Genomic DNA, 5,336 nt, shown 5'->3' with positions numbered 1-5,336 from the left:
CGCGCTGGATCCACCAGGACGCCGTTCTGGCTGGGCCTCTCGACAACCAGAGTCCGCCCGTTCGCACCATGGGGAGCGCGCACGGGCTCGCGGACAACACCAGGCGCGCGGACGACATCAGCCTCGCCAACGCGCCAGAGCGCACCCACCGCGCCCGGAAGACCCTCAGCGCCCGAGGGCGTCCCTCACCGCACCGGCATCGTGCGCAGGTTGGCGAGGATTTCCGCGGTCGCCTTGGAGCGATTCAGCGTGAAGAACTGCAGCCCCGGCGCCCCGGCGGCGAGAACATCGTCGGCGAGCGCCGTCATCAGCTCGATGCCCACCTCCCGGAACCTCGCCCGGTCGTCGGCGACGGCCCGCAGCCGCGCCTCGAAGTCGGCGGGCATCGCGGCCCCCGACAGGGCGGCGAACCGCTCGATCTGGCTCGGCACGGTCACCGGCATGATGCCGGCGATGATCGGGATCGTCCCCCCCAGCGCCCGGAACCGCTCCACGAGCGCCACATAGGAGTCCACCGAGAAGAACAACTGCGTGATCGCGAACGACGCCCCGGCCTGCTCCTTCTCCAGCAGGATGCGGGCGTCCAACTCGGCCGACCCCTCGGGGTGCGGATCGCAGAACGCGGCGACGCCGACGATGAAATCGCCCTCCGACTTCGCCAGACGTACCAGCTCGGTCGCGTTCGCCAGCCCCTGGGGGTGCGGCTCGAACCGCCCGCCACCCGGCGGGTCGCCGCGCAACGCCAGCACATGGGTGACGCCCAGCCGCTGGTAGGCGGCCAGCGCCCGCCGGACCTCCCCGACCGGCTGCCCCGCCACCGTCAGGTGCCCCATCAGCGGCGTGTCGGTCGCGCCCCGGATCGCCCCGACGGCCGCGAACGTCTTGTACCGGCTCGCGCCCGTCGCCCCGTACGTCACGGACACCCAGTCGGGGCGCAACGGCCCGAGGGCGTCCACGGTGCCGATCAGTTGCTGCACCCCAGCGTCGTCGCTGGGCGGGAAGAACTCGAACGAGAACGTCGCATGCTCGCGGAGTCGGTCCACGATCGTGGTGACCTGCGAAGTGGGCATAGCGGTCACCCTAGGCCAGCGGCCCCTCCGGCCTTTGGATAGGCTCAGTTCGTGGTCACACTCGACGCGTCCGATCCCGCCGGGGCCGGCCTGCGCGACGCCGTCGGCGACGCGCTCGAGGCGTTCCTGGACGCCGCCGGCGCCACGCTCGACGACATCAGCCCGCGCCTCGCGCCCGTCTGGGAGCGCGCCCGGCTGTTCACCCGCGGCGGCAAGCGCCTGCGCCCGGCGTTCTGCCTGTGGGGGCACGCCGCGGTCGGCGGGGAGCCGTCCGACGCGCTCGTGCGCGCGGCGGCGTCCCTCGATCTTCTGCACGTGTCCGCGCTCGTGCACGACGACGTGATGGACGCCTCCGACTCGCGCCGCGGCGTCCCGGCCGCCCACCGGCAGTTCGAGGCCGACCACCGCGAGGCCGGCCTGCGGGGGGCGTCCGAGGCGTTCGGCGTGGCCGGCGCGATCCTGCTGGGCGACCTGCTGCTCGTCTGGTCCGATGAGCTGTTCCGCTCCAGCGGGCTGGACGCCGCGGCGCTCGTCCGCGCGGAGCCGTACCTGCAGGCGGTCCGGACGGAGGTGACCGCTGGCCAGTACCTCGACTCGCTCGCCCAGGCGCACGACCCGTGGGCGATCGTCACCGGGCCGGGCGGCGCCGGCGAGCTCATCGACATGATCGGGCGCGTCGTCACGTACAAGTCCGCCTGCTACACCGTGCAGCGGCCGCTCAACATCGGCGGCGCGCTCGCGGGGGCGTCCCCCGAGCAGCAGGACGTCTTCACCCGCTACGGACGCCCCCTCGGCCGGGCCTTCCAGTACCGCGACGACCTGCTCGGCGTGTTCGGCGACGAGTCCCTCACCGGCAAAGACAGCGGCGAAGACCTCCGCGAGGGCAAGCTCACCCTGCTGCTCGCGCAGACCGTCATCAACGCCTCCGAGCCGGACGCCGCCCGCCTCGCCCAGCTCGTCGGCCGGCCCGACCTCACCCCCGCCCAGGTCGACGACGCGCGCGAGATCATCGTCTCCTCGGGCGCGCAGCGTCTCGTCGAGGAGGAGATCGAGCGCGAGTTGGACGCCGCCCTCGCCGCGCTCGACGGCGCGCCCCTGACGTCCGACGGCGTCCGGGCGCTCACGAACCTCGCGCACGCCGCGGCGAACCGGGCGTTCTGAGGGACGCCGGATCGTCCGATCGCCCGCCCGGCCGACCGCCCAGGTCAGCCGATCGACAGCCCGTCGTCGCGCGGCTTCGGCGGGTACGGGAACGCCTCGGCGTCGCCGACGAGCGGCCCGGACTTGAACGCCGACATCGTGACGGCCTCCATCGCCGGGTCGTGCCACACCTCCTGCAGCTTCGCCCGGAAGGCCGCCGCGGCCTGCTGCGGGTCCTTCGCGCGGGACAGTGCGCGCGACACCATCACCCGGCGCGCCCCCGCCTCCAGGACGACGTCGAGGTAGTCCAGCGTGATGCCGCCGGCCGCGAACCACGGCTTGCTCTCCGGATCGGCCGGCGGGGCCAGTTGGGCGGTGTACTCGATCGCCGTGATGTCCGCGTTGACCACGAGGTAGTCGACGGCCTCGTCGGCGAGCGCCCGCGCGATGTCGTCAGCGTCCCGGCACGAACGCCCCACGACCGCGAACTGGTGCAGCGACCGGCGGGCCTTCTTGGCGTCCGAGCCGTCGTCGGGCAGGTGCAGGACGTCCGCCGCGAACTCACCGGCGATGTCGGGGTTTCCGAACGTCGCCAGCAGCGCCTGATGCTGCTGCGCGGCCGTGCGCAGCGTCGCGAGGGCGTCCAGTTCGGCGCGCGTGTCGAGGTCGGCGTCGGCGAGCTGGATCATGTCGACCCCGCCCGCGAGCGCCGCCGACGCGAACGGCGCGAGGTCGCCCGTCGCGGCGCGGGCGTCCGTCACGAGATAGAGGCGGGCGAGTTTCAGCCGCGTGTCGATTCCCATCAATGCAGTCACGGGCGTCAGCATATGCAGGTTCCCGGCGGGTCGGGCGAGGAAGTGCACCGCGGGCCACCTAGTGTGACTACCGGTTCCGCACGGGCCCCTTCCCCAATCAAGTCCGGAGCGAACGTTGTGAGCACGCGCCGCCATGACCCGTGGCTGGGTCACGTGCTGGGCGACCGTTACGAGGTCGTCCGGCGGGTGGCGCGCGGGGGCATGGCGACCGTCTACGAGGCCCGCGACCTGCGGCTGTCGCGCACCGTCGCCGTCAAGGTGATGCACGACCACCTGGACGCCGACGACGATTTCGCCGCCCGCTTCGACTCCGAGGCCCGGGCCGCCGCCCTGCTGTCCCACCCGAACGTGGTCGCCGTGTTCGACCAAGGGATGGACGACGGGCGTCCCTACATCGTCATGGAGTTCGTCTCGGGCTGCACGCTGCGGCAGGTGATCACGCGCGAGGCGCCGCTCGCCCCCGGCCGGGCGCTCGACCTGCTCGAGCCGGTCGCCACCGCGCTCGGCGCGGCGCACGCCGCGGGCCTCGTGCACCGCGACGTCAAGCCCGAGAACGTGCTCATCTCCGACCGCGGCCAGGTGAAGGTCGCCGACTTCGGGCTCGCGAAGGCCGTCGCCGACGCGGCCCCGGCGGCCGAGGGCGAGATCGTCATCGGCACCGTCTCCTACATCGCGCCCGAGATCGTCGCGCGCGGCCACGCGGACGCCCGTTCGGACGTCTACTCGCTCGGCATCGTCCTGTACGAGCTGCTCACCGGACGCAAACCCCACCGCGGCGATACCCCGCTCGACGTGGCGTACGCGCACATCCAGCGCGACGTGCCGCCGCCGTCGGCGTCCTCGACGACGTCGCTGGTCGGCGGGCGCATCCCCGACTACCTGGACGCCCTCGTCGCGACCGCCACCTCCCGGACGCGGTCGCGCCGCCCCCTCGACGCCGCCGTGTTCGCCGCGCACCTGCGCCGGGCGCGCGAGGCGCTCGGCGCGAGCGAAGCCGACGACCCGCGGCTCGCCCTCGCGCTGACCGCCCGGGAGCTGGACGCCGCGCACGCCGGGCCGTCGCGCATCCCGACGCTGCCGGCGTCCGAGGTGGCGCCCGACGACGCGGGCCGCGAGCTCCGCTTCACCCCGGGCTTCTCGCCGACGCCGTCGTTCGAGATCGCGACCGACGGCGTCCCGTACTACTCCGACGGCGGGCCGAGCCCGATCTCGCCGCTGTCCCCCGCCACGCGAGGGCTGCCGTCGCTGCCGCCGCCGCGCGACTGGGAGCACACGCCGGTCTACCGCCGGCGCCGCGCCGCCGTCGCGCTGGTCGCGCTGGTGTTGGTGCTGGTGCTCGCGGTGGGCGGCTGGTACGCCGCGGTCGGACGCCTCGCGGCGGTCCCTGCGCTGGGCGGGCTGAGTCGTCCGGACGCCGTCGCGGCCGCGCAGGCGTCCGGGTTCACCGTCGCGATCGACCAGGAGCCGTCGGAGACGGTGCCGGCCGGGGAGGTGTCGCGCACCGACCCGGCGTCCGGCGCGCGCGTCGAACCGGGCGCGACGCTGCGCGTGTGGCTGTCGACCGGCCCCGAGCGCTTCGCCGTGCCGCGGCTGGCCGGCCTCACCGAGGACGCCGCGGGCAAGGCCCTCTCCCGATTCGACCTCACGCCCGGCACGGTCAGCGAGCGCTACAGCGACACGGTCCCCGACGGGACGGTCATCAGCCAGGGGACCCCCGCCGGCACCGGCGTCCCGCGCGGGACGACCGTCGACTACGTGCTCTCGCAGGGGCGGGAGCCGGTCACGCTCCCCGACCTGACCGGACGCCAGGCCACGGACGCCCGCGCCACCCTGAAGCAGCTCGGCCTCCGGGCGCGCGTCGTCGAGGACACCTCGCAATCGGTCCCGCGCGGCGAGGTGATCTCGCAGAGCCCGGGCGCGAGCGACGTGCTGCGCGGCGACACGATCCGGCTCGTGGTCTCGCGAGGGCCCCGGCTGATCGCGGTCCCGAACGTGCGTGGGCTCCGCCAGGACGCCGCCCAGCGGCGCCTCGAGGACGCCGGCTTCCGCGTCACTATCGCCCCGGACGCCCCCGGCGCGGCTGCGCCGGGGAGCCCGGCCACCCAGCCGCCGGCGGCGGGAGGTTCGTCCCCGGCGGAGGGGGCGGGGGCCCAGCCCGGTGACACGGGCGCCGCGGCGTCCGCGAAGGCCATCGGCACCGACCCGGCGGCCGGGACGCTGCGGCCCGAGGCGTCCGGGGTCACGCTGCGCGTGCGCTGAGCCGCGGGCGTCTGGGAGGCGGGCGTCCGGGAGGCGGGCGTCCGGGAGGCGG

General features: G+C 74.7%; 4 protein-coding genes. 2 read left to right on the top strand and 2 right to left on the bottom strand.

Annotated features, from left to right (window positions below):
* Window positions 1–185 precede the first annotated feature (185 nt).
* Entirely contained in the window at window positions 186–1,070 is an 885-nt protein-coding gene (locus WMJ97_RS14305; protein WP_347349681.1) for a methylenetetrahydrofolate reductase, read from the bottom strand.
* A gap of 51 nt (window positions 1,071–1,121) precedes the next feature.
* Here WMJ97_RS14305 and WMJ97_RS14300 point away from each other — a divergent pair, with 51 nt between their 5' ends.
* The gene (locus WMJ97_RS14300; RefSeq protein ID WP_347349680.1) at window positions 1,122–2,231 is read left to right on the top strand and encodes a polyprenyl synthetase family protein; all 1,110 of its coding nucleotides are present in this window, start codon (window positions 1,122–1,124) and stop codon (window positions 2,229–2,231) included.
* A gap of 44 nt (window positions 2,232–2,275) precedes the next feature.
* On the opposite strand, the gene WMJ97_RS14295 is transcribed toward WMJ97_RS14300, so the two are convergent.
* Window positions 2,276–3,025: a thiamine phosphate synthase gene (locus tag WMJ97_RS14295; RefSeq protein ID WP_347349679.1), complete on the bottom strand. Its 750-nt coding sequence runs from the start codon at window positions 3,023–3,025 to the stop codon at window positions 2,276–2,278.
* A gap of 117 nt (window positions 3,026–3,142) precedes the next feature.
* On the opposite strand from WMJ97_RS14295, the gene pknB reads away from it, so the two are divergent.
* Window positions 3,143–5,284: a Stk1 family PASTA domain-containing Ser/Thr kinase gene (gene pknB / locus WMJ97_RS14290; protein WP_347349678.1), complete on the top strand. Its 2,142-nt coding sequence runs from the start codon at window positions 3,143–3,145 to the stop codon at window positions 5,282–5,284.
* Window positions 5,285–5,336 lie beyond the last annotated feature (52 nt).

The sequence above is a fragment of the Nigerium sp. genome, assembly GCF_039811905.1.
Taxonomy (GTDB): Bacteria; Actinomycetota; Actinomycetes; order Propionibacteriales; family Propionibacteriaceae; genus Propioniciclava.
Note: the sequence above shows the minus strand (reverse complement) of the source record. Positions and strands in the feature narration are given on the sequence as shown.

Bases quoted from the DNA above. Each gene is read 5' to 3' on its own strand.
- WMJ97_RS14305 (WP_347349681.1), bottom strand. From the start codon at position 1,070: ATGCCCACTTCGCAGGTCACCACGATCGTGGACCGACTCCGCGAGCAT.